We start from the raw sequence: 21779 nt of genomic DNA on the forward strand, positions 1-21779 counted from the left end.
CCCAGCAATTGAGTCGGCCTATAAAGGTTCTGCTTGTAGATGATCATGAAATGGTGCGCATCGGACTTGCAGCGGTGCTTGATACCGAGGATGGAATTGAGGTTGTCGGTGAAGCGAGCAACGGCATGGACGGCATTCGATTAGCACAGGCATACAGACCGGACGTTGTACTTATGGATTTAGTTATGGATGGCATGGATGGTGTCGAGACGACAGCAAAACTGCTCGAGCTGTACCCGGAATGCAAGGTAATTGTATTGACGAGCTATTTGGATGATAGCAAGCTCTACCCTGTTATTGAAGCAGGCGCATTCAGTTATTTGCTGAAGACGTCCCGAGCGACCGAGATCGCGGATGCGATAAGGGCCGCTGCTCGCGGACAATCGGTACTGGAGTCCCAGGTAGCAGCTAAAATGATGAATCGCTTCCGGCAGCCAAAGCAGCAGGAGCAAGCTCCGCTGCATGATGAGCTGACTGAGCGCGAGATGGATGTATTGAAGCGGGTTGCACAGGGACGCTCCAATCAAGAAATTGCCGATGAGCTGTTCATTGGTGTGAAAACAGTAAAATTTCATATTACAAATATTTTTAATAAGCTTGATGTGGATGATCGCACGCAAGCAGCCATTTATGCACATAGACAAGGAATTGCCGAATAAGTGTAGGGCTATGGCTTAGCGGATATTGATAATACTTTTTGGTATAGCTGCTCGATATCATCTACATCGATTACTGGGATGGACGGGGGAACGATTGTTACAAGGTTGGCATCATTCCAAACCGCGGCTGCAAGAGGGTTGGCTACGCTGTTGAGCAGCTCGGAATCAACCGCAGTTCGAATCATAATGATTTTTGGGTATAAGGCATCTTTGAAACCTTCGATAAGAATAATGTCGGCCTCGGTCATTTGTGAAATTAACAGCTGAAGCGGTTCAGCATGCTGTTTCATAATGGCTGTACGCTTTGAGGATGTGATAGCTGTTATATCAGCACCTGCCTCTTGATGTCTCCATGTATCCGTCCCTGGTGTATCAATCTGAAAATCATGCGCGTCGCGTTTGATTGTCCCAACTTTATATCCTGCTTGTTTGAAGCGTTCTGTTAGCCGGCAAACCAATGTGGTTTTGCCGGTATTTTTGTATCCAACGATTTGAACGATTAATGGCATAGGCTTCTCCTTCATGGCGCTTGATGACTGTAATTGCCAATAGTTTAACATACATTGTAAAATGGATGCTGAACAAGCTGCCGAATGTTAAAAGGCGGCGAGATGAGCGGAGGGTGAATATGACTGAGAGTGGCGAATCGAGCGGGAATATGGATATGGCTAATCGCGGTGAGGCGAGTGAGGGGATAGAGAAGGCTGATCGTGGTGAGGCGAGTGAGAGGAAACAGATGAGCCGGTTCAAACGGCAGGCTGTGAAGGTGGAAGAAGCGCAGCAGCGGCTGCTTGCTGCTGCGGACGGGCTAGCCCTCGGCAGCGAGCTTGTGCCGCTGCGGGCTAGCGGCGGCCGATGGCTTGCGCAGACGATAGCTGCGACAAGCGACTGGCCGCCCTTCGCGCGCTCGGGCCTCGACGGCTACGCCGTGCGCGCGGCAGATATCGCGTCAGCGTCGCCAGGTACGCCGGCGACGCTGCGCGTGGTTGATTCGGTTGCAGCGGGCGAGCTCGCCCTTGCGACCGTGCAGAAGGGCACTGCCGTGCGCATCATGACTGGCGCGGCTGTGCCTATGGGGGCTGACGCGGTCGTCATGCTTGAGCAGACCGCGGAAGCGATGCTGGCCGATGGCTCGCCGGCGGTGCTGATTAAGCACGCCGGCGCGGCAGGCCAGCACATTGCGCCCCAAGGCGAGGAGTTTCGCCTTGGGGGCGCGTTGGCTTGTCCCGGGACGCTTGTGCGACCGGGACATGTTGCGCTGCTAGCCACCTTCGGCTATGCCGAGGTGGCGGTTGGCAAGCGCCCGCGCGTAGCGATCTTTGCGACCGGCAGCGAATTGCTGGCGGTCGAGGCTCCGCTGGCGCCGGGACAGATCCGCGACAGCAACAGCTATATGGTCGCTGCTATGGTGGAGCAGAGCGGCGGAGTAGCAGTTATGTGCGGATCATTGGAAGACAAGCCTGATGCCGTTGAGGCTGCTTTGGCGAGTGTATGGGATGATGTTGATTTGATTGTCACAACAGGCGGTGTATCTGTAGGGGACTTTGATGTCATGTCAGACATCATTAGGTCGATAAAGAACAATAGTGTATCTGGCAGCGAAGATGCAAACCGGGTGCTCTTTGACAAAGTTGCGATGAGACCGGGCAGTCCAACGTCAGCAGTAATGCTTAACGGCAAGCTGCTGCTCGCCTTGTCGGGCAATCCCGGTGCTTGTTTTGTCGGATTTGAATTATTCGTTCGTCCGGTGCTGCTGCGATTGCAGGGAGCAAGTGAAGCATTGCCTCGTAAAGTAAGAGCAAAACTGCGGACAGCTGTGAATAAGCCAAGTCCCCATGATCGTTTTGTGCGCACAACACTCATCAGCACGGAAGATGGAAGCTTGCATGCTGACCCGCTAGCCTACTCCAAATCGAGTATGATGGCTTCCATTGCGGATGCAGAAGGATTAGCAATCATTCCGTCAGGCTCGAGAGGAGCGGAAGCGGGTGATATGATTGAGGTCATTATTATCCCTTAACATAGAAGTTAGTGAAAATAAAGGTTTTTATTAAATAAAATGGGAGGATATAGTCGGTACGGAGCCGAATATATCACTTACATAGAATGGCAAGCAGCAGCTTTGCTAACGTAGCATGCCCTTTCGGATTTAACTTTAAAGGAATCGATTCAAGACTAATCCAACATATGGAATTGGTGAATAGGTTTGCATAGAACTGTAGTAAGCAGCGTAAGGAAGAGTTGATGTAAGAGGTGGCTGGAGCAGATCAACGGCCTTGTGCTGCTCGGCATAAGTAAGTGCATATTTTAAGCCAGTAAGCATACCTTCTGATCCAAGCATTAGCCTCTGCATACGGCTGGAAGAGTACGACAGCTTTTGTTTTTGCTCCATATGAATGGAAGTTGGCAGCTTGCTGATTTCGTTCTGAACAGAAAAAAGGCTAGCTGTTCGGTCTCTATTTTCTGAAGAAATGGTATAGGTAGAATCCGCAATCCACTTGCCGTCTGTTGTACTGCGTCGCAGTCCGATCTCCTCCGCTGCGGGATGCCTCAAAGCCAGCTCAATACTTTCCCACAGCTCTGGTTTCAAATCATCAGCATGTGCTCTGTAATGATCCTCCAACTGATTGAGCATCGTAGTAAGGCGATGCAAACTGCCTGCAATTGGCTTGTCCGTGTACAATTCGTTACTTAATTGCTTGTTAATCTGCTCGATGTCGTACTGCGCTTGTTTAGCCTTATTAAGCCAAGAAGCAGCACTGTTAGCAGCTTGCTGGAAATCACGTGTTAAGCTCTTGTTATATTCTGGGGCTTGCTGAGCTTCGCCATCCCGATAAGGATAATAAGCATAAGGGCTAATGGCTTGTACGGTGGAGTATGCGTAGGAACGTTCAATGCCTCGAATGGAACGTATCGATGTGCTCATTAGAAAACTCCTTTCTCACTCCATTGGTATGTTGTGTTAGCGTACTATACGGTGATTAAAAAGACTGGCGAAAGCTGTCAGCAGCATCAATAAAATAAATAAGCGGCGCATCTCTGCTGAGCTCGCCGCTTTGCCATTTACAGCAATAGAAACAAGAATGCGATTGAAGCCAAATCAAGAGCAAGCGCTTCGCCCCATGGATAATAAGGCCGTTCTCCATAATAGTAAGGATCATAAGGGTAAGCCTGCGTTTGAACTTGCGTTGAAGCGGATTTATGAGCCATCTCTTTTTTACCTTTACCGCCTTTTTTGTTTTTTGAAACTTGCGGCTTCGCATTTGCAGTCGCGGCTTCCGTTTCGCCGGAGCCTGCGTTTAAATGCAATCTGCCGCTCTCGCAGGAGCTAAGTATGCCAAAGTGGCGCATGCCGTCATTCATAATCACACATACTGGATACCCGCAAAAACGACTGACGACTTCTTCGTGCAATGGATAAATGCGTTCCATTTGCTGATGACACCTCCAAAGTGTAATTGGAATAAAGCGCTTGAGCGTGTTGTATTGGCATTTTGCTATGAGAGGTTAGACTCAAAGCATTTATTCCAGCATTCCTGCAACCAGTGTATTCACCTACAGGCAAACGTGTATGGATGTTTACCCATTTGGAAGAGGACAGGAGTGAATAATAATGTATATCCCGAAAAACACACCTCCCGCTCGCCACCGTATGTCTGCAAAGCAGCGAGCCAAACAAACGAAGGTTGGGATCATGCTAGCGATGCTCGTGATTTTGATATGTGCAGCATGGGCGATGTGGCAGGCAGACAGGGAACCAAAGGAATCAACTTCAGCGGAACAGCTTCTTCAGCATGATTTGGGAGAGCTGTGGTTATGGAGCGACGACCAAATGAAAAGCAGCTCTGAGGGAGCGCAGTGGTCGATTCGATGGAATGTAACGGGCAAGGAAGGAGCCATGGAGGAGCTTACTCAGCAAATGTTCTCAAAGGAACCGGGAAAGGCTAGCAGCATACTGGTGCAGAACCAGAATGAGGGCAAAACAGTCACTGGCGTTATCCCGTCATACGGCGGACAAATTTCAATTAGTCTCACGCAGATAGACAGCAATGGCGAGCAGCTTATGGTTATATTAGAAACTAAGCCAACAGAAATGACCAAAAAAAATAAGCTGCTGCAAGTGACAGCAGAAGTTTCCGCTCAGATCGCACGTATTTCCCCTGCGTTTACGACGAGTATGAAAGTACAAGGTTATACGAAAAATAGTCAAGCCATTGAGCGTTTGGTTAGGCTGACAGATGCCAAAGCAGTGGATCATTATGAAGATAAAGGCACGACCAGCGACATGTTTTATACCCGCATGCTGCATTCAGCCATCACTGTTGAAAATGGGAAAACAGCCAATCTTCAAATCGCTTTGCATAAAGAGACAAATTCAGATCAAACGGCATTGACGATCGGTGTGCCTGTCATTACGGGTGAATACAGTGCCATTGCGACGGAGAGCCCATAGATGGGTATACTCTGATTAGAATTAGTAACGGATCTTATCAGTATTTTTTATGACATGTTGAATAGCGAATTAAAGTTGAATATGCTAAACTACATATCATGTAAAGTTGTATAAAAATACATAGGGAAAGAATGAGGCAAATGACATATAATAATAATCTTGAATCCGTCTCTGCAGAAGGTGCTGTATATTACCTCTTCGGAGCAACGGGCGATTTGGCTCGGCGCAAGCTGTTTCCAGCCCTTTTCAGTTTATATAAAGAAGGCAAGCTCACAGAAAACTTTGCCGTCGTTGGTCTAGCAAGACGTCCTCGTACGAATGAACAATTTCGTGCTGACCTTTATGAATCTATTGTAGAGTTTTGTCGTTACAAAGCGGACGATGCTGAGCTTTGGAATCGTTTTGCAGAACATTTCGTATATATGTCACTCGATATTAACGATGTAGAAGGCTTCCGCGAGCTTAGCAAATTGTCTGAGCAGCTTGATGTGAAGTTCAACATTCCCGGCAACCGTCTTTTTTACTTGGCCCTTGCGCCTTCACTTTTCGGTCCGGTATCATTCAATTTGCGCGACGGCGGATTGCTTGAATCAAATGGCTGGCATCGCGTCGTAATCGAGAAGCCATTTGGCTACGATCTTCCATCGGCTCAGAAGCTGAATGAACAGATTAACCAAGTGTTTAAGGAAGAAGAAATATACCGTATCGATCACTATCTAGGCAAGGAAATGGTTCAAAACATTCAAGTTATTCGTTTTGCTAATGCTTTTTTTGAGCCTTTGTGGAATAATAACCATATTGCCAATGTTCAAATTACATTATCCGAAACGGTTGGCGTTGAGGATCGCGGAGGCTATTACGACAAATCGGGAGCTTTGCGCGACATGGGTCAGAACCATATGCTGCAAATGCTTACGATGATTGCTATGGAGCCGCCAAGCCGCTTGCACGGAGAAGATATTCGTGACGAGAAGGTAAAGGTGCTTCGTTCACTGCGTAATTATACGTCCAGTGATGAGGTTCGCTCGCACGTCGTACGCGGTCAATACAGCGAAGGCAGCCATCATGGCAAAGAGCTTACGGGCTACCGCCAAGAGGATTCTGTTGGCGAGGACTCCACGACTGAAACTTATTTTGCTGCCAAAGTATTAGTGGACAACTTCCGCTGGGCTGGCGTGCCTTTCTATATTAGAACGGGCAAACGTCTACCTGTAAAAACAACGGAGGTCGTCATCGAGTTCAAATCGATGCCGCAAAATGTTCTATTTGCGCAGCGTCATGATTTGGCGCCGAATTTGCTCGTTATTCGCGTAAACCCGCTTGAGGGCATATATATTAAAGTAAACGCAAAGACACCTGGTCAAAACAATTCGGTACAGCCAGTTGCCATGGAGTTCTGCCAAAGCTGCCAAATCGGCTTAAATACGCCTGAAGCGTACGAACGCCTCATTCATGATGCGGCACGCGGCGACTCCACTTACTTCACGCGCTGGGATGAAGTATCCCAAGCTTGGGCTTTCGTAGATCGTATTGCGCAAGCTTGGCGTGAAGAGAAAAGTGATTTGAAGCTGTATCCAGCGGGATCATGGGGTCCAGAAGCTGCGGATGAAATGCTAAAAGAAGATGGTTTCCATTGGTGGCCGGTTAACGGACAAGAGGAAGATAACGTCATTTGGGTTTCGAACAGCGGAAAATAATCGCTGCCGCATACCTTACGTAATGAAGGGAAGACAAGCATGAGCCAATCGTTAAGTGAAGAAATTAAACAGGAAGTAGATAAGCGCCGTACATTCGCGATTATCTCTCACCCGGATGCAGGAAAAACGACCCTCACTGAGAAGCTCCTCCTATTCGGAGGAGCCATTCGGCTTGCAGGGTCAGTTAAGGCGCGCAAAGCGAGCCGTCATGCAACATCCGACTGGATGGAAATTGAGAAACAACGTGGTATCTCGGTAACGTCCAGCGTAATGCAGTTCGATTATCTAGGACATCGCGTTAACATTCTTGATACGCCTGGTCACCAAGATTTCAGTGAGGACACATATCGTACGCTTACCGCAGCCGACAGCGCCGTCATGCTTATTGACGTTGCCAAAGGTGTCGAGGCACAAACGATCAAGCTGTTCCAGGTTTGCCGCAAACGCGGCATTCCGATTTTTACTTTTATTAACAAGCTGGACCGTGAAGGGCAAAGTCCATTTGAATTAATGGAGGAGCTTGAGCGTGTCTTAGGCATTCGCGCTGTTCCAATGAACTGGCCAATCGGCATGGGACGTGAGCTTTGCGGTGTTTATGACCGAATGAAAACACAGGTCGAGCTTTTCCAAGGAAATGACCACTCGACAATCGAGGTTCGTCCCGTTAGCGATTATAATGATCCTGTCATTCGTGAGATGGCTGGAGATTATTTAACAGATCAGCTTATTGGTGATCTTGAGCTGCTGGATGTCGCTGGTGATCAATTTGATTTTGAGAAAGTGCAAGCGGGTGAACTGACGCCTCTTTTCTTCGGAAGCGCGGTTAATAACTTTGGCGTGCAAACTTTTCTAGAAAACTTCCTTCAGCTGGCTCCTAAGCCGACGTCGCGCAACAGCACGACAGGTCAGGTTGATCCGACGAATGAGAAATTTACGGGATATGTTTTCAAAATTCAAGCGAATATGAACCCAGCCCATCGTGACCGAATTGCTTTCCTTCGGATTTGCTCCGGCAAATTCGAGCGCGGAATGAGCGTTCGTCATGTGCGTAATGGCAAGGACATTAAGCTTGCGCAGCCTCAGCAGTTTCTAGCGCAAGACCGTGATATCGTGGATACGGCGTATCCGGGCGATATCATCGGTTTGTTTGATCCAGGTATCTTCCGAATCGGCGATTCATTATCACAAGGCGGCGAAGTTGTGTTCGATGAGCTTCCAACGTTCTCGCCTGAAATTTTTGCTAAAGTAACCGTTAAAAATGCGTTGAAGCACAAGCAGTACCAAAAAGGCATTGATCAGCTCACAGAGGAAGGCACGATTCAAGTGTTCCACTCCACAGGCAACTTCGACGAGACGATTCTCGGCGTTGTTGGTCACTTGCAATTTGAGGTATTTGAGCATCGAATGAAAGCGGAGTACGGCGTAGATATTCAATTGCACCGGATGCAGTTCCAATTTGCCCGCTGGATCGTTGATGATAATATTGACCCTAGCAAATTCCGAATCAATACGACGCTCGTAAAGGACAAGAAGGGCAACTATGTCGTCTTGTTCGAGAACGAATATGCGATGCGTACGGCAGTAGACAAGAATCCAACGTCTAAGTTTCTGGAAACTGCGCCTTAAGGGTAGGGATATAGGCACGTTTAAAGCATCCTCGGCCAATCGCGCAGCAGCGCTTGCGGCTGGGGATGCTTTTTATATCCATCTCCTTGAATTTCAGTGCTAAAACGAATCTTTACCCGTATAATAAATGGATAAAAAACGATAGGTGGCTAGTCATTCATGAAAACAATCATGTTCACCGGGGGAGGCTCAGCCGGACACGTTACCGTTAATATGGCCTTGATCCCGCATTTTTTGGAAGAGGGCTGGTCAGTCCAATATATCGGATCGGAGAGCGGTATTGAAAGGCAGCTTATCGCAACGATTCCAGAGGTTAAGTATTTTCCGATATCGACGGGAAAGCTGAGAAGGTACATGGATATTCAGAACATAAAGGACCCGTTCAAGGTAGTAAAGGGTCTTTATCAAGCTTATCGCCTCATTAAGCAAAATAAACCGAACGTCATCTTCTCCAAAGGCGGATTTGTATCTGTACCTGTCGTTATTGGCGCATGGCTAAACAAGGTGCCGCTGCTTATTCATGAATCCGATCTGACGCCAGGTCTCGCCAATCGGTTATCGATCCCTTTTGCTACAGGAGTATGTACGACTTTTCCTGAGACGGGCAGCATGCTGAAGGCTGATAAAAGCAGGCATGTAGGGGCAGTTATACGTGAGGAAGTGAAGCAGGGCAACGCGGATAGAGGCAGAACTTTTTGCGGATTTACCAAAAACAAGCCTGTCATCTTAATTATGGGTGGAAGCTTAGGTGCACGCAAAATTAATCAGGCAGTCAGACAGTCATTAACAAGCCTGACCAAAAGCTATCAAATCGTTCATCTCTGCGGTAAAAATCAAGTTGACCCGTCGCTTGCTATGCCTGGCTATAAGCAATTCGAATTTGTGAATGAGCAATTGCCGGATGTTTTGGCGATGACGGACCTTGTGATTTCACGAGCAGGCTCTAATTCCATATTTGAATTTTTATCCTTAAAGAAGCCGATGCTGCTTATTCCTCTAACACGGGAACAGAGCCGAGGCGATCAAATTTTGAATGCCCAGTCGTTTGAGAAATCGGGTTATGCCGAAGTATTGTATGAAGAGAAGCTGACGGCAAGCACGCTTGTTGAGAGTGTCGAGCGTTTGTACCAAAACCGTAAATCCTATATCGATAGGATGAACATGAGTGAGGAAGCAAATGCGCTGTCCGCTGTTTTTGAATGGATTAATGAAATAGCGAAGAAGTAAGTAACTGCAAGAGACAACGAGAAAAAACGATCTGGGACGCCGATGCAAGCGTTCTGGATCGTTTTTTTTGTAATGAGGGCAACGATAGAAAAATATGCAAAAAGTTTATTGACGCTAAAACGTTTTCATGCAATAATGTACGCGTGTACATTTAAATGAAATGACAACTTAGCATATTAGCTTTTCAGGAGGAAAATGATTATTAGCAGGAAAGAAGTTGCGAAACTAGCTGGTGTTTCAGAGGCGACTGTTTCGAGAGTGATGAACAGCGTCGGCCCTATCAAAGAGGAAACGCGTGAACGTGTATTACAAGCCGCGGCTGAGCTTGGATACGTACCGAATGCGCTTGCTCAGCAATTTGCTCGAAGGAAGAGCGGGAATATTGGCGTCATATTGCCATTCGTGCCAAAAGTTCATTTGTTTTCCACTTACTATTTTTCGGAAATATTAAGTGGAATCGGTGAAACAGCGAAGCGCTGCGGCTATGACCTGCTTCTTATTTTTAGAGAACCAGATGGGGAGAGAGATTACGCTAAACTATTTCGCATGCATAAGATTGATGCTTGCATCGTTTTAGGCTCACAAAATGTGCCTGAGGAAAGAGCCGCCCTTGCTGAGCTGAAGGCTGAGAACTTTCCTTTCTGCCTTGTGAATCAGCGGTTTGATGCGGAGCATTATCGTACTGTCGATGCTGACCATGTTTCAGGCAGCAAGGCGGCCGTATCGCATTTGTTGAGTCAGGGCAGCCGCAGAATTGCTTTTGTTAACGGTCCGCTGCAATATTCAAATAGTGCCGATAGGCAGGAAGGCTACAAAGCGGCTCTAATGGAAGCGGGACTTGCTTATGAGCTGAGTCTAATCTATCACGGTAATTACAGCCGAAAGAGCGGGGCGGAGCTCGCGGAGCAATTGGCGGAACAAATTAAAGAAGGCAATATCGATGCGGTATTTGCGGCTAATGATCGAATGGCAATCGGCCTGATGCAGCGCTTGCGGGAACTGGGAGTTGAAGCTGGCGAGCATTATGCGCTAGTTGGATATGATGACTCAGACGGCTCGCGCATCATTAGTCCAAGGCTTTCAACCGTTGCTGTTCCTTTCTATGAAATGGGTAAGCTTGCAGCTGCTAGATTGCTGGACCCGGATCAGAAAACGAAAACGACAGATTCACAAACAGATGTTTTACCAGTCAGCTTGATCACAAGAGAAACGTCAAGACTCAAGCGTTAAATCCTGAATACGAGTTTTTCTGCTCCATTCTATTTCAATTGCGGGACGCGATCTTATCGCTAGAGGCAGCATAAGGCGTTTACGCTTAAGAGAGGCGGATTATTATGGATAAAGTAAGAGTTGGCATGGTTGGTTATAAGTTTATGGGGAAGGCACATAGCAACGCATACCGCGCGCTTCCGATGTTTTTCCCGAATGCGATTAAGCCGGAGATGACGGCCATTTGTGGTCGCGATCCAGAAGGCGTTGAACAAGCACGGTCACAATTCGGCTGGGAAAGTGCTGAAACGGATTGGAATGCGCTCGTTAACCGCGAGGATATCGACTTAATCGATATTAATGCACCAAGTGATGCACATAAGGCTATCGCTCTAGCAGCAGCGGCAGCTGGCAAACATATCTTTTGTGAGAAGCCGCTGGCGCTTACGCTTGAAGACTCCCGTGAAATGCTTGATGCTGCAGAAAAAGCAGGCGTGAAGCATATGGTAGGTTTTAACTATCGATTTGCACCTGCTGTACAGCTTGCCAAAAAATTGGTGTCAGATGGCAGGCTCGGTGAAATCTATCATTTCCGTGCTGTGTTTTTGCAAGATTGGATTATCGATCCGAGCTTCCCGCTCGTATGGCGTCTTCAGAAGGAAATTGCAGGCTCCGGCTCCCATGGTGATTTAGGAGCACATTTGATAGATATGGCGCGTTTTCTCGTTGGAGAATTCAATGAGGTTATCGGCATGAGCGAAACTTTCGTTAAAGAGCGACCGATTGCTTCAGCTATGACTGGCCTTAGCGCAAAGGGAAGCGAGGGTGGACCGCTCGGAGAAGTAACAGTGGATGATGCAACCATGTTTATGACACGCTTTGCTAACGGCGCGCTGGGCAGCTTTGAGGCGACTCGCTTCGCAGCCGGCCATCGCTGTACGAACGCTTTTGAAATTAACGGCAGTAAAGGAAGCATCAAGTTTGATTTTGAGCGGATGAATGAGCTTCAAGTTTATTTCACCGATGATGCCGAGGATGTTCAAGGCTTCCGCCGCGTACTTGCAACCGATCCATCGCATGCGTATATGGACGCTTGGTGGCCAGCTGGACATACCATTGGATACGAGCACACGTTTACACATGAAATGCATGAGCTGATGCAAGCTTTTGCAGAAGATCGTCAGCCCGTACCGAACTTTGTAGATGGCGTGAAATGCCAAGAGGTTCTGGAGGCGGTAGATCGTTCGATTGCAGAACGCCGCTGGGTAGCAATTAGCGAATTATAGTAAGCCATATAGGGTTATTAATTAGGAGATTACTTAGGTCTTGGAGAGAGGCAGGAGAATGTAATGAAAAAAGCACTAATCGTATGGGGCGGCTGGGATGGACATCAGCCGAAAGAAGTAGCAGAAATTTTTCGTGAGGTGCTTGCAGCTGAGGATTTCGAGGTAGAGGTGTCCGACACATTGGAAGCATTTGCGGATGCAGAAAAACTTTTGGGACTTGATCTTATCGTACCTGTATGGACGATGGCACGGATCGAGCAGAAGCTTGTCGATAATGTATCTGCAGCTGTTCAAAGCGGCGTAGGTTTGGCAGGATGCCATGGCGGAATGTGCGATGCGTTTCGTGAAAATGTAGACTGGCAGTTTATGACCGGCGGACAATGGGTAGCTCACCCAGGCAATGACGGTGTTGAATACACGGTTAATATTAATAATTCATCCAGTCAGCTGACAGAAGGCATTGAAGATTTTGTTGTAAGCTCTGAGCAATATTATTTGCATGTTGATCCGGCAGTTGAAGTGCTGGCGACAACACGTTTTCCGCTGACACCAGGACCGCATTCACTCAACAAGGCAGTTGATATGCCGGTTGTATGGACGAAGCGCTGGGGTGTTGGACGCGTATATTACAACTCGCTTGGTCATCAAGCTAATATTATAGAGATTGAAGCGGTGAAAGAGCTTATGAGACGCGGCTTCTTGTGGTGTGCGGAAGGTAAAGCAAATGCGCTGGCAGCAGGCAAAACAGCTTCTGCTTATAGCGGTATGGCAGATAATCAGTTGTAAATCGCAATTATAATAATCTTAGGATATGAGAAGAGGGACTAGAGATTATGGAAAAGATCAAAGCAGGCATTATAGGAACAGGCAATATTAGCGGCATCTATTTTGAAAACGGCAATCGTTTTGATGCCTTGCAGGTTGTAGCTTGCGCAGATTTAGATGTGGAGAGAGCCAAAGCAAAAGGCGAGCAGTTTGGCGTTCGCGGTTGTTCGGTTGAGGAGCTGCTTGCTGATCCGGAAGTTCAAATGATAATCAATTTGACGATCCCACAAGCGCATGCATCGGTATGCTTGCAAGCTCTTGAAGCAGGCAAACATGTTTATGTAGAGAAGCCGTTTGCAGTTACTCGTGAAGAGGCGCAGCAGGTACTTGAGCTTGCTGAGAAAAAAGGTCTTTACGTAGGAAGCGCGCCGGATACATTCCTTGGCGGCGGCATCCAAACGAGCATTAAGCTGCTTGAGGACGGCTGGATTGGTACGCCGATTGGCGCGACTGCATTCATGGTGTGCGGTGGGCATGAATCATGGCATCCGGCTCCAGAATTTTATTATCAAAAGGGCGGCGGCCCGATGTTTGATATGGGGCCATACTATTTAACCGCGCTTGTAGCGCTGCTTGGACCGATCACTCGTGTAACGGGTTCGGCACGTATCTCTTTCCCAGAGAGAACGATTACAAGCAAACCGAAATACGGTCAGCAGGTAGAGGTTGAAGTACCAACTCATATCGCTGGAGTGATGGACTTTGCATCTGGCCCAATCGGAACATTGCTCACGAGCTTTGATGTGAAAGGTGGCTCAACGCTTCCTCGTATCGAAATATACGGCAGCGCGGGCACACTTCTTGTCCCAGATCCTAACGGGTTTGGCGGACAAATTAAGATTTGGCGTGCGGGCTCAAATGAATGGTCAGATATTCCGCTCGCTTACGGATACACAGAGAACGCTCGTGGTGTCGGTGCGGCAGACATGGCCAAAGCAATTCAAACCGGTCGTAAGCATCGCGCTAATGGCGAGCTTGCTTATCATGTACTCGAAGCTATGCATGGCTTCCATGACGCGTCGGAACAAGGCGTACATTATGTTATGAAGAGCACTTGTGAGCGCCCAGCGCCATTGCCGCTTGGTTTGCAGCCTTTCTGCTTGGATTAATAAAGGCTGAAGAGCATTAACGGCTAGGATGTAAAGTCATTAATAAACAACTTTAAAAAAGAGCTGTCCCAAAAGTAGATGTATCTACGATTGGAACAGCTCTTGCTTTTTTGATGAAACATAGTTCGGACGATGTCCTCACTTTAACAATCTTATAGCTAACGAACCCAGCAGGTCTTATTCAAACTATTCGTAATGGATTTAAATTTTAACGAACTCCAGAATCGTTATTTTGAGAAAAATAGCTCGGAACACCATGTAAATCATGATATAACGTTTATCAGGTTCGTTAAAATGAAAGAAGAGTCGTTTTCTGCATAATAAGCATGATACGGTTCGTTAGAGAAATGATTAAGCCGGCGAGACCAATAATTGAATCCGCCGGGAATAGCCTTTGATGCGCTATTTTTTCATGCTCTCCAACATTTTGTCCAAAGTGAGCTATTGATCCATCGATCTGAATCCTTTTGAGACAGCTTCTTTCGAATGTTGGCTATTATTTTATCCAAGCGGCAACCTTGTCAGGATTTTGCTCAACCCATGCTTTGGCAGCTGCTTCTGGCGTCTCGCCTTCTTGGATTTTGATCATAACGGAAGCCATATCATCTGGCGTCCAATTAAACTGATCGAGGAATGCATAAGCTTCAGGCAGATCATCCTTTAGTCCTTGACGGGCGATTGTATGAATTTGTTCATCTCCGCCATATACATTTTTAGGATCTGCCAAATATTTCAGCTCCATCTTGGCGAACATCCAGTGCGGTGTCCAGCCTGTCACAACAATCGGCTCTTTGTTAGCATAAGCCTTCTCAAGCTGCTGAGTCATCGCTGCGGAGGAACTCTCAAGCAGCTTCCATTTATCTCGCAGATTATATTGATCTAATACTTTCTCTGTCGACATCATGAGACCAGCACCCGGCTCAATACCGATAATCGTATGATCTACTTCAGCGCCAACGGCATCGTTAAGCTCGTCAATGCTGTTAACATCCATATATTTAGGAACGACTAGACCAATTTTTGTTCCTTCCAGATTTGGTCCTAGATCATCAAATTTACCTTTATATTTTTCGATGTACGATGCATGTGTTGTAGGAAGCCATGCAGCTACCATCGCATCTGCACTGCCGTCAGAAATACCAGCCCACATAGGCCCTGCATCAACTTGCATCATATCAACTTTGTAATTGAGCTTCTGCTCAAGTACTTCCTTCACAACATACGTGCTCGCTATCTCAGAATCCCAAGCCACGTAAGCAAGCGTTACTTTTTTCTTTGCGCCTTCATTGTTCGAAGAGCATCCAGCGACTAAAGCCATGGTCATAACAGCAGCAACAATTACACTCATTTTATTAAATTTCAAAAAATCACTCCTTAAAGTTTGCGCAGCAAACTAACATCGAAAGCATACGCTTTAATTTTGCGCAGCAAAATACTTCGTAAGCATACGCTTAAAGTTTGCGCAGCAAACTAACATCGAAAGCATACGCTTTAATCTTGCGCAGCAAACTAGCATTGAGCATGCGCTTAACGTTTATAAATTAGTTTAAGTGGTTTTGCTTTTACGAATAATTTGTTGGGTCAGTCGGTCTAAAATAATGGCTAATATAACAATAGCAAGACCAGCTTCAAACCCAACGCCGGTATTTCCTTGCGTCACTGCACGATATACATAAGCACCTACACCTTGTGCACCAATCATGGATGCAATGACGACCATCGATAGTGACAACATAATGGTCTGGTTAATGCCGGCCATAATGGTTGGCATGGCAATAGGAAGCTGTAGCTTGAACAATTTTTGCGTTGGCGTAGATCCGAAGGCATCTGCTGCTTCTACTAATTCGGCAGGGACTTGGCGAATGCCAAGATTCGTTAATCGTATCGTTGGCGGGATTGCAAAAATAATCGAAGAGATCACGCCAGGAACAACACCCAAGGAGAAGAACGTTACAGCTGGAAGCAAATAAACGAAGGCTGGCATCGTCTGCATAAGATCAAGCAGTGGTGTAATGATTTTTTGGAAATTGGTGTAGCGAGCACACAAAATTCCAATAGGAACACCAATCAGCACGGATATGAAAGCTGCAGTCAAAACGAGCGCTAGTGTCTGCATCGTTTGGCTCCATAAGCCGAGATTTTCTATGATTAACAATCCGATAAGTGTGAATATTCCCATTTTCCACTTGCCGATAAGCCAAGCCAAAATAGTGAATATCAAAATAAGCACTAGCGCTGGAAACCAATTGAGAGCGACATCCAAGCCATTTACAGTTTCGCCGACAACTGTGCGTATTAATTTGAAAAAAGGGTCGAAATGAGCTTCAAACCAAGCTTCCAGCCATTCGATCCAGTCAGCTAATGGAATTTTAGGTAGATTCAATACGTTCACCAGCCTCTAATACGGAATTTCCAGCTAATGCGGCTAGAACCGCGCCCTTGATGACGATGCCTTTAAGGCGCCCGTTTGCATCAATAATGGAAATGGGGAATTTCGAATTACTCATTAATTCAAACAACTCATTAAGCAGCGTATCCGGCTGTGCGAATGGTGCATCTCGCTCCATTGCATCTTCAAGCTTTTGGCCGTTTTTAATTGCATTCGCTGCTTCTTCTGCCGTTATAACGCCAAGCAGGCGCATACCTTTGTCGACAACGTAAAGGCTCGATACTCCGCGGTCACGCATAAATTGCAAAGCAACACGCGGACCTTTCTCGATCGTTATCGTTTCAGGCTTAATCATGACATGTGATGCTGTAAATACTTTGGATAAATCAACGTCCTCGACGAAACGCTCAACATATTTGTTCGCTGGCTGCATCAATATTTCTTCAGGTGATCCAATTTGGACGATGCTTCCGTCCTTCATCAAAGCGATTTGATCACCGATCCGCAGTGCTTCGTTTAAGTCATGGGTAATGAAAACAATTGTTTTCTTCATTTTGGATTGAAGCTCAAGCAGTTCATCCTGCATATCCTTCCGAATTAAAGGATCGAGTGCGCCAAAGGCTTCATCCATAAGCAGAACATCCGGATCGTTAGCAAGTCCTCTTGCGAGCCCAACGCGCTGCTGCATACCGCCGCTTAATTGGTCAGGATAGCTGTCTGCCCATCCTTTCAATCCAACAAGCTCTAGCGAATGCATCGCCATTTCTCTGCGTTTTTTCTTATCGATGCCCTGAACCTCTAGTCCGTATTCAATGTTTTGAATAACGGTGCGATGCGGAAACAGTGCGAACTTCTGAAATACCATACCAACATTTTTTCTTCTAAATTGCCGCAGTTGCTCTGGTGACATCTTAAGCACATCTGTCCCGTTAAACAGGACTTGACCTAAAGTAGGTTCAATTAATCGATTGAGAAGACGTACAAGTGTCGACTTGCCGCTACCGGACAAGCCCATAATAACAAATATTTGTCCCTCTTCAATCGAGAAATTTGCTTGGTTCACCCCAACCGTAAGCTTTGTTTCTGCAAAAATTTTCTCTTTAGACCATCCTTTATCCAGCAGCGGGATCGCCTTTTTCGGATCTGTTCCGAAAATTTTGGTCAGCCTCTTGGCTTCTATAATCGCCATGTTGTGCCCCCTTTGGAATATTTCGACTCCCATAAGTTTAGTTGGTTATGTTTGTTATGGTCAAAAGGCGTGAGACTCTGTATACTACGTACAGTTATAACTTTACGAACTTTACATACTGTATACTCTGGATAACTCCCTTTTTCGTATCAAACGTGTTCTTTACATATGGATGGTCATTTGATTACAATAATTGATGTAAGAATGATAGGGGGAAAGACACTCCTCAGGAGGAACGACATGAATGAGCTTGCAGCATTAACAGATGAGCAGCTAACCAAGCTGCATAAAGCAAGGCGCCGCGTCATTGAATCAATTGGTGAAAACATGGATTTGTACGGCATTACGTTATCCATTGGTCATTTGTACGGCAATATGTACTTTAATCGTGAGCCAGTTACACTTGATGAGATGAGCCAGACGATGGGCATGAGCAAGACATCAATGAGTACTGGCATGCGTACGCTGCATGATCTGAAGATGATAAATAAAGTATGGGGTAAAGGCTCAAGAAAAGACTTATATGAAGTAGAGCCGAACTGGCATCAAAACTTTACGGACTACTTCTCCATTAAATGGAGAAAAGCTGTCGAGCAAAATATGAGTGCCCTAAACCGATCAATGAAGGAAATCGATGCTCTAAAGCTTCAATACGAAAGCGAACAAGCTTTCCTTGATGTGCTTGATAATGATACACAAAAGATTGATGAGGCTTTAAAATATTACAAATGGCTGGATCGTTTAATCGATTCTTTTGAAAATGGAGATATTTACAAGCTAATACCTCTTGAAGAATAAAATGAGAAACGAAAGGCAACGCTTCTTGCCTTTATTATGCTTCAAAGCCGCGAGGAATTATTCTTGCGGTTTTTTTGCTTGTTTCGAGCATAATATAGAAGCTTTGGAACTGTATAAAAGAGGAATTAATGTATTTTTTACAAATATCAAGGTTCTAACTCCTAGGTATGTTTTTCTAAGTAAAATATGGTAAAATCATTACAATCATTTTAGAGCGGGGGATGTATATATCGATGGATAATCGCTTAAGAGCTAGCACTGAGCCTATGATTATTACGAACGGAAAGATCGTTTTGCCTGGCCAAATGGCTGACGGGGCAATTGCTATTATCGATGGGCGAATAACTGCTGTGCTGCACGATGAATTGGCAATCAGCAATTGGATAAAGCTGCACCCCCAGTCTATAAACATAGATGCGAAGCAGCAATACATACTTCCAGGTCTCATTGACATTCATTGCGATGCGATTGAGAAAGAAGTGCAGCCGCGTCCCAATACATTGTTTCCTTTGGATATGGCATTGCTGGAGTTTGAACGGAAGCTGCCGGTGCATGGCATAACTACGATGTATCATTCATTATCACTTGGCGTAGGGCTTAGTTTACGAGGAGATCATTTGCTAACGGGGATGATTGAGCATATTAACAGCTACCGCAATAAACGATCGATGATTCGCAATCGTATACATTTGCGCTTTGAGGTATCACATTTGGCAGGTATGCCCATTGTTGAAAGGTTTTTGAATGAGAAAGCGATTGATTATTTATCGTTTATGGATCATTCACCCGGGCAAGGCCAATATCGTGAGCCCGGCTCATTTGAGCGTTATGTAATGAAGAATCAGGGTGTAGGCGTTGTAGAGGTACGCGCAATTGTTGATAATCTCATTCAGCAAAGGCAACTGGTAAATGGTGATCATTTGAAGAATATGAGCAAACTTGCAGCTGAAGCTGGCATAGCTGTTGCCTCACATGACGATGATTCGGTGGAGAAGGTAGAGGAGTCGCTTGATTTTGGGGTTTCTGTCTGTGAGTTTCCAATTAATATGGTTACGGCAAAATATGCTTCTAAGCGAGGGCTTCATGTTTGTGTAGGTGCTCCTAATGTTGTTAGAGGCGCGTCTCATGACAACAATTTAAAGGCGGTCGACGCAATTGCTGCTGGTGCTGCCCATATTTTATGCTCAGACTATCATCCATCTTCTATGCTGGGAGCTGTGTTTAAGCTTGCAGATGAAGGGATTGCCGCTTTGCCAGCTGCGGTACGGATGGTCTCATTACATCCAGCGCAGGCATTGGGCGTGGATGGTGACATTGGTTCCATAGAGCTTGGCAAAGCAGCGGATTTAATTATTGTGGATCGATATGATGGCCTGCCTTGGGTAACAGCTACTATTATCGGAGGCCAAATTGTTTATTCTGCAGCTGTGCGTTACTGAGACGGATTAGCATGCTCAGAATGATGAAGATGCCTATATAAGGAATCAACCATTCGCTCTTGCTCTAGCTCAGTGGATTGCTGCCAGATCATCTCAAACAGTACGCCTAGCCCCGGCAAAGCACGCTCATCCGCGCCAATTGAGTCTTCAATTACTTCCGATAGATCTTTCGCAGAGTTTTCCTGCACACGCATAACGATTGCTTGACGCAGATCAATTTCTTTCAAACTAAACAGCCTCCTGACCATTGGGATTTACTTATTTACTATGTCCAGTGCATGCTTCTTTCATCCGAATGAGCAAGCTATGGTATACTGTCTAAATAACTGCAGCAATCATCCGCGTAAGGAGGATTATGTATCGATGGCAAAGAAGCAATACGCAGTAATTGGAATGGGGCGTTTTGGCTCCAGCATTGCAAAAGCTTTGACAGATATGGGCTTTGAGGTATTAGCTATTGACTCGAACGAACAGCGAGTACAAGAAGTCGTTAATTTTGTAACTCATGCAGTATCAGCTGATTCAACGGATGAGGAAGCGCTTCGAGCGCTCGGTATTCGGAATTTTGATGTTGTCGTTGTTGCGATAGGACAAGACATTCAGTCAAGCATTTTGACGACGCTCATTTTGAAGGATTTAGGAGTAAAAACGTTAATCGTCAAAGCTCAAAACGAGCTTCATGGTAAAGTTGTAGGCAAAATTGGTGCCGATAAGGTCGTTTTTCCCGAACGGGATATGGGCCTGCGCGTTGCGCATCATCTTGTGTCGCCTAACATTCTCGATTATATCGAGATATCAGACGATTATAGCATCATTGAAATTAAAGCTCCCGAGCCAATGATTGGACAAAGCTTGAAGAAGCTCGATATAAGGGCGAAGTATAAATGTAATGTTATGGCTATCAAAACAGGCTCTACAATGAACATCGCTCCATATGCGGACGATTTAATTGGCAGGGACGATATTCTTGTTATTGTAGGTAAAAACTCAGATCTAACAAATTTAGAAATTGCATATTCGGAAGGTTAAATCAAACTATGAATGAAAATTTTGATTCTTTGCTATCATCTGTACAAAATGACAGAGTCAAGCAGTGGGCATCGCTGCTAGACAAAAAATACCGTGATCGCAGCGGCCAATTCCTAATTGAAGGCGTTCATCTCGTATTGGAAGCGCTGAGAGGAACAGCAAAAGTTACGACGATAGTTTATGATGCAGAACGCGGTATTCCCGCAGAGCTTAAGCTGGAGCGAGAAACGAATGATACGGAGGCAACACTCGGTTTAGAGTGGGTTCAAGCTTCACGATCGGTCATGTCAAAATGCACAGGAACGGATACGCCTCCACCTGTATTTGCTATTTTGTCAAAGCTGTCCGTACATAAAGAGGCATTATATCGCAAAAACGGGCTTGTCGTTGTGCTTGACGGCGTACGAGATCCTGGAAATGCGGGAACGATCATCCGCAGCGCGGATGCGGTTGGCGCAGATGCTGTTATTTTGGGCAAAGGCTGCGTGGACCTCTACAATCCGAAAACCGTAAGATCTACGATGGGTTCTTTATTCCATCTGCCTATTATAGAAGCGGATTTAAAAGAACTTCTGCCCGAAGCGAAAGAAAAAGGCATGAAGCTTATTGGGACAAGCCTACAAGCAGAGCATACCTGCTATAGCTACGACTGGACACAGTCAACATGGCTGCTGATGGGCAGCGAATCAGAAGGACTGTGTCCTGAAGTTCGCGCGCTCGTGGATGAATCGGTCATTATTCCGATGGTTGGACAAGCAGAGTCGTTAAATGTAGCGATGGCAGCAACGGTTTTGCTGTATGAAAGCTTGCGTCAGCGGGCTTATAACAAATAAATAATTCCTGT

General features: G+C 46.0%; 21 protein-coding genes. 14 read left to right on the plus strand and 7 right to left on the minus strand.

The window, feature by feature from the left end:
- Nucleotides 1–8 precede the first annotated feature (8 nt).
- Nucleotides 9–659 carry a response regulator transcription factor gene (locus ACIFSR_RS32615; RefSeq protein WP_076271056.1) on the plus strand — a complete coding sequence of 217 codons (651 nt, stop codon included), beginning with the start codon at nucleotides 9–11 and terminating at the stop codon, nucleotides 657–659.
- Between the two features lie 8 nt (nucleotides 660–667).
- Here ACIFSR_RS32615 and mobB read toward each other — a convergent pair whose 3' ends face one another.
- Nucleotides 668–1168, minus strand: a complete 501-nt coding sequence (gene mobB, locus ACIFSR_RS32620; protein WP_430063326.1) for a molybdopterin-guanine dinucleotide biosynthesis protein B — start codon at nucleotides 1166–1168, stop codon at nucleotides 668–670.
- A gap of 119 nt (nucleotides 1169–1287) precedes the next feature.
- On the opposite strand from mobB, the gene ACIFSR_RS32625 reads away from it, so the two are divergent.
- A complete protein-coding gene (locus tag ACIFSR_RS32625) occupies nucleotides 1288–2679 on the plus strand; it encodes a molybdopterin molybdotransferase MoeA (protein WP_430063328.1) in 1392 nt (463 codons plus the stop codon).
- A gap of 135 nt (nucleotides 2680–2814) precedes the next feature.
- On the opposite strand, the gene ACIFSR_RS32630 is transcribed toward ACIFSR_RS32625, so the two are convergent.
- Both ACIFSR_RS32630 and ACIFSR_RS32635 read right to left on the minus strand, forming a co-directional pair.
- Nucleotides 2815–3585 (minus strand): hypothetical protein, encoded by a 771-nt coding sequence (locus ACIFSR_RS32630; RefSeq protein ID WP_339207463.1) that lies wholly within the window; start codon nucleotides 3583–3585, stop codon nucleotides 2815–2817.
- A gap of 137 nt (nucleotides 3586–3722) precedes the next feature.
- Nucleotides 3723–4091, minus strand: coding sequence for a hypothetical protein (locus tag ACIFSR_RS32635; protein WP_339207464.1), 369 nt, complete (start codon nucleotides 4089–4091; stop codon nucleotides 3723–3725).
- 181 nt (nucleotides 4092–4272) lie between these two features.
- Between ACIFSR_RS32635 and ACIFSR_RS32640 the strand changes: the two genes are divergently transcribed.
- From ACIFSR_RS32640 to ACIFSR_RS32675, 8 genes are all read left to right on the plus strand, one after another.
- Nucleotides 4273–5112 carry a YwmB family TATA-box binding protein gene (locus ACIFSR_RS32640; protein ID WP_430063330.1) on the plus strand — a complete coding sequence of 280 codons (840 nt, stop codon included), beginning with the start codon at nucleotides 4273–4275 and terminating at the stop codon, nucleotides 5110–5112.
- A 140-nt stretch (nucleotides 5113–5252) separates the two neighbouring features.
- A complete protein-coding gene (gene zwf / locus ACIFSR_RS32645; RefSeq protein ID WP_339207466.1) occupies nucleotides 5253–6809 on the plus strand; it encodes a glucose-6-phosphate dehydrogenase in 1557 nt (518 codons plus the stop codon).
- Nucleotides 6810–6848: 39 nt separating this feature from the next.
- Nucleotides 6849–8435, plus strand: a complete 1587-nt coding sequence (locus tag ACIFSR_RS32650) for a peptide chain release factor 3 (RefSeq protein ID WP_076270992.1) — start codon at nucleotides 6849–6851, stop codon at nucleotides 8433–8435.
- 159 nt (nucleotides 8436–8594) lie between these two features.
- Nucleotides 8595–9662 carry an undecaprenyldiphospho-muramoylpentapeptide beta-N-acetylglucosaminyltransferase gene (locus ACIFSR_RS32655; RefSeq protein WP_339207467.1) on the plus strand — a complete coding sequence of 356 codons (1068 nt, stop codon included), beginning with the start codon at nucleotides 8595–8597 and terminating at the stop codon, nucleotides 9660–9662.
- A gap of 195 nt (nucleotides 9663–9857) precedes the next feature.
- A complete protein-coding gene (locus tag ACIFSR_RS32660) occupies nucleotides 9858–10892 on the plus strand; it encodes a LacI family DNA-binding transcriptional regulator (RefSeq protein ID WP_339207468.1) in 1035 nt (344 codons plus the stop codon).
- A 104-nt stretch (nucleotides 10893–10996) separates the two neighbouring features.
- Nucleotides 10997–12157: a Gfo/Idh/MocA family protein gene (locus tag ACIFSR_RS32665; protein WP_430063333.1), complete on the plus strand. Its 1161-nt coding sequence runs from the start codon at nucleotides 10997–10999 to the stop codon at nucleotides 12155–12157.
- Nucleotides 12158–12220: 63 nt separating this feature from the next.
- Nucleotides 12221–12943 carry a ThuA domain-containing protein gene (locus ACIFSR_RS32670; RefSeq protein ID WP_076270996.1) on the plus strand — a complete coding sequence of 241 codons (723 nt, stop codon included), beginning with the start codon at nucleotides 12221–12223 and terminating at the stop codon, nucleotides 12941–12943.
- Nucleotides 12944–12990: 47 nt separating this feature from the next.
- Nucleotides 12991–14091 carry a Gfo/Idh/MocA family protein gene (locus tag ACIFSR_RS32675; protein ID WP_179089922.1) on the plus strand — a complete coding sequence of 367 codons (1101 nt, stop codon included), beginning with the start codon at nucleotides 12991–12993 and terminating at the stop codon, nucleotides 14089–14091.
- Between the two features lie 496 nt (nucleotides 14092–14587).
- Here ACIFSR_RS32675 and ACIFSR_RS32680 read toward each other — a convergent pair whose 3' ends face one another.
- The 3 genes from ACIFSR_RS32680 to ACIFSR_RS32690 form a co-directional block, all read right to left on the minus strand.
- Entirely contained in the window at nucleotides 14588–15454 is an 867-nt protein-coding gene (locus ACIFSR_RS32680) for a glycine betaine ABC transporter substrate-binding protein (protein WP_339207470.1), read from the minus strand.
- Nucleotides 15455–15637: 183 nt separating this feature from the next.
- Nucleotides 15638–16474, minus strand: coding sequence for an ABC transporter permease (locus ACIFSR_RS32685; protein WP_076270998.1), 837 nt, complete (start codon nucleotides 16472–16474; stop codon nucleotides 15638–15640).
- The gene (locus ACIFSR_RS32690; protein ID WP_339207471.1) at nucleotides 16461–17669 is read right to left on the minus strand and encodes a quaternary amine ABC transporter ATP-binding protein; all 1209 of its coding nucleotides are present in this window, start codon (nucleotides 17667–17669) and stop codon (nucleotides 16461–16463) included. Before ACIFSR_RS32690 ends, ACIFSR_RS32685 begins: the two co-directional genes overlap by 14 nt.
- Nucleotides 17670–17909: 240 nt before the next feature.
- On the opposite strand from ACIFSR_RS32690, the gene ACIFSR_RS32695 reads away from it, so the two are divergent.
- Nucleotides 17910–18467 (plus strand): GbsR/MarR family transcriptional regulator, encoded by a 558-nt coding sequence (locus tag ACIFSR_RS32695; RefSeq protein WP_339207472.1) that lies wholly within the window; start codon nucleotides 17910–17912, stop codon nucleotides 18465–18467.
- A gap of 233 nt (nucleotides 18468–18700) precedes the next feature.
- Nucleotides 18701–19906 carry an alpha-D-ribose 1-methylphosphonate 5-triphosphate diphosphatase gene (locus ACIFSR_RS32700; RefSeq protein ID WP_430063337.1) on the plus strand — a complete coding sequence of 402 codons (1206 nt, stop codon included), beginning with the start codon at nucleotides 18701–18703 and terminating at the stop codon, nucleotides 19904–19906.
- On the opposite strand, the gene sspI is transcribed toward ACIFSR_RS32700, so the two are convergent.
- The gene (gene sspI, locus ACIFSR_RS32705; protein WP_430063339.1) at nucleotides 19900–20133 is read right to left on the minus strand and encodes a small acid-soluble spore protein SspI; all 234 of its coding nucleotides are present in this window, start codon (nucleotides 20131–20133) and stop codon (nucleotides 19900–19902) included. The genes ACIFSR_RS32700 and sspI overlap by 7 nt on opposite strands.
- A 79-nt stretch (nucleotides 20134–20212) precedes the next feature.
- On the opposite strand from sspI, the gene ACIFSR_RS32710 reads away from it, so the two are divergent.
- Nucleotides 20213–20935 (plus strand): potassium channel family protein, encoded by a 723-nt coding sequence (locus ACIFSR_RS32710; protein WP_076271060.1) that lies wholly within the window; start codon nucleotides 20213–20215, stop codon nucleotides 20933–20935.
- Nucleotides 20936–20943: 8 nt separating this feature from the next.
- Nucleotides 20944–21768, plus strand: a complete 825-nt coding sequence (locus ACIFSR_RS32715; protein WP_430063341.1) for a TrmH family RNA methyltransferase — start codon at nucleotides 20944–20946, stop codon at nucleotides 21766–21768.
- Nucleotides 21769–21779 lie beyond the last annotated feature (11 nt).

The sequence above is a fragment of the Paenibacillus sp. NRS-1760 genome, from assembly GCF_050467785.1.
Classification (GTDB): domain Bacteria; phylum Bacillota; class Bacilli; order Paenibacillales; family Paenibacillaceae; genus Pristimantibacillus.

Excerpts from the sequence above, each read along its gene's own strand:
- ACIFSR_RS32710 (WP_076271060.1), top strand. The coding sequence starts at position 20,213 with ATGGTATACTGTCTAAATAACTGCAGCAATCATCCGCGTAAGGAGGAT.
- zwf (WP_339207466.1), top strand. The coding sequence starts at position 5,253 with ATGACATATAATAATAATCTTGAATCCGTCTCTGCAGAAGGTGCTGTA.
- ACIFSR_RS32700 (WP_430063337.1), top strand. The coding sequence starts at position 18,701 with ATGGATAATCGCTTAAGAGCTAGCACTGAGCCTATGATTATTACGAAC.
- ACIFSR_RS32670 (WP_076270996.1), top strand. The coding sequence starts at position 12,221 with ATGAAAAAAGCACTAATCGTATGGGGCGGCTGGGATGGACATCAGCCG.
- ACIFSR_RS32675 (WP_179089922.1), top strand. The coding sequence starts at position 12,991 with ATGGAAAAGATCAAAGCAGGCATTATAGGAACAGGCAATATTAGCGGC.
- ACIFSR_RS32635 (WP_339207464.1), bottom strand. The coding sequence starts at position 4,091 with ATGGAACGCATTTATCCATTGCACGAAGAAGTCGTCAGTCGTTTTTGC.
- ACIFSR_RS32695 (WP_339207472.1), top strand. The coding sequence starts at position 17,910 with ATGAATGAGCTTGCAGCATTAACAGATGAGCAGCTAACCAAGCTGCAT.
- ACIFSR_RS32630 (WP_339207463.1), bottom strand. The coding sequence starts at position 3,585 with ATGAGCACATCGATACGTTCCATTCGAGGCATTGAACGTTCCTACGCA.
- ACIFSR_RS32715 (WP_430063341.1), top strand. The coding sequence starts at position 20,944 with ATGAATGAAAATTTTGATTCTTTGCTATCATCTGTACAAAATGACAGA.
- ACIFSR_RS32650 (WP_076270992.1), top strand. The coding sequence starts at position 6,849 with ATGAGCCAATCGTTAAGTGAAGAAATTAAACAGGAAGTAGATAAGCGC.
- ACIFSR_RS32655 (WP_339207467.1), top strand. The coding sequence starts at position 8,595 with ATGAAAACAATCATGTTCACCGGGGGAGGCTCAGCCGGACACGTTACC.
- mobB (WP_430063326.1), bottom strand. The coding sequence starts at position 1,168 with ATGCCATTAATCGTTCAAATCGTTGGATACAAAAATACCGGCAAAACC.
- ACIFSR_RS32690 (WP_339207471.1), bottom strand. The coding sequence starts at position 17,669 with ATGGCGATTATAGAAGCCAAGAGGCTGACCAAAATTTTCGGAACAGAT.
- ACIFSR_RS32625 (WP_430063328.1), top strand. The coding sequence starts at position 1,288 with ATGACTGAGAGTGGCGAATCGAGCGGGAATATGGATATGGCTAATCGC.
- ACIFSR_RS32640 (WP_430063330.1), top strand. The coding sequence starts at position 4,273 with ATGTATATCCCGAAAAACACACCTCCCGCTCGCCACCGTATGTCTGCA.
- ACIFSR_RS32660 (WP_339207468.1), top strand. The coding sequence starts at position 9,858 with ATGATTATTAGCAGGAAAGAAGTTGCGAAACTAGCTGGTGTTTCAGAG.
- ACIFSR_RS32665 (WP_430063333.1), top strand. The coding sequence starts at position 10,997 with ATGGATAAAGTAAGAGTTGGCATGGTTGGTTATAAGTTTATGGGGAAG.